This window comes from Sediminibacterium sp. (assembly GCF_030695065.1).
GTDB lineage: Bacteria > Bacteroidota > Bacteroidia > Chitinophagales > Chitinophagaceae > Sediminibacterium.
This window is the reverse complement of sequence record NZ_JAUYTR010000002.1, coordinates 1-1,637: the sequence shown is the minus strand read 5'-3', so window position 1 is coordinate 1,637 and position 1,637 is coordinate 1. Positions and strand designations below refer to the sequence as shown.

1 protein-coding gene is annotated in these 1,637 nt (G+C 40.7%); it reads right to left on the bottom strand.

Features of this window, described 5'->3' with window-relative positions:
* Positions 1-1,637: S-layer family protein (locus tag Q8S25_RS00005; protein ID WP_305533604.1), on the bottom strand; the 1,637-nt coding region annotated here is incomplete at both ends.

The following is a 1,637-nucleotide window of genomic DNA, read 5'->3' as shown; positions in this document are numbered from 1 at the left end:
AATTGCATCGCCCAAGCTCTTACTTTCAAGGCCACCGCCACCGCCGCCACTTACAAAAGTAGACTCACGACGATATAAGATTCTGTAGTTTAATTGAGTAACGCCGTCTTCAGCAGTTACTAGGATTTCAATGATATTGTCACCTTCTCTAATTTGGAAGCTAGAACTTGCCACACCACTAGTTAATGGAATATAAGCACCAGGACCATTACCAGTATCAATTCTTGCTTGAATAGTTGCGAATTGATTCTCAACAGTAGGAGTAACAGTGAAACTATTAACAGCAGTTAATACATAAGTATCATAATCCAAATCGTATTTATTAAATGGAGTGTTCAATGCACCTGTAGAAGCAACGAGGTCGCTTAAGAAAGCATTGATATTAGGGATAACTCGTAATTGATTTGAATTGTAAGTAATAGTATAGTTAGATGCGGTGAAAGTACCACCTGTTGCTAAACTTGGAGTAACAGCAGCTAAATTAAGACCCAATGGATCAAGCGCAGCAGCACCAGTACCATAGTCCATCGTAACAGAACCTATAGTCTCTCCATTTTGCAAGCCGGTAGCAGTAAATGCAGTAACACCAGTTGCTGGAGTAGTAATTACTTCACCATGGTATTTACGAACTGAATCAGCTGTAATAGTTAATGCAGCAGCGGTAATATCAGCAGTTAAACCAGTAGGCTGAGTTAAGCTATAGTTACCGGCAGCAGAACCAGATATTGTATATCCTGTAACAGTTACAGGTTTAGCAGCGCCAACAGTTGCAGTAGCAAAAGAAGCAACCGCAGTACCAGCTAAAGTTACATCAGCAACATCACCAGCTTCAACACCAACAAGAGCAGCAGTTCCAGTTAGTGTAGCGGGAGTAAGTCCGTTGTAAACTTTATTATCAGCAGTTAATCCAGAAATGGTTAAACCTTTTGCAGTAATGTCAGCAGTTAATCCAGTTGGTTGTGCAACGGTATAGTTACCAGCAGCAGAGCCTGTAATAGAATATCCAGTTACAGTTACTGCTTTACCAGTACCCACAATAGCATCAGCAAATGTAGAAGAAGCTGTACCAGCTAAAGTTGCATCAGCTAAATCAGCAGTTTCTACACCCACAAGAGCTGCAGTACCAGTAAGAGATGCAGTATTTGTTGCATTGTATACTTTGTTATCAGCTGTAAGTCCAGAAATGGTTAATCCTTTTGCAGTAATATCAGCTGTTAAGCCAGCAGGTTGAGTAAGAGAATAGTTAGTAGCAGCAGAACCAGTAATAGAGTAACCAGTTACAGTTACCGCTTTACCAGTACCCACATTTGCATCAGCAAAAGTTGAAGTAGCAGTACCGGCTAATGCAACATTTGCTACATCACCAGCTTCTACACCTACCAAAGCAGCTGTGCCAGTTAAAGAAGCAGCAGTAGTTGCGTTGTATACTTTATTACTTGCAGTTAAACCAGAGATGGTTAAACCTTTTGCAGTAATATCAGCTGTTAAGCCAGTAGGTTGAGTAAGAGAATAGTTAGTAGCAGCAGAACCAGATAATGTGTATCCAGTTACAGTTACCGCTTTACCAGTACCCACATTTGCATCAGCAAAAGTTGAAGCAGCAGTTCCAGCTAAAGATACATCAGCTAAATCAGCAG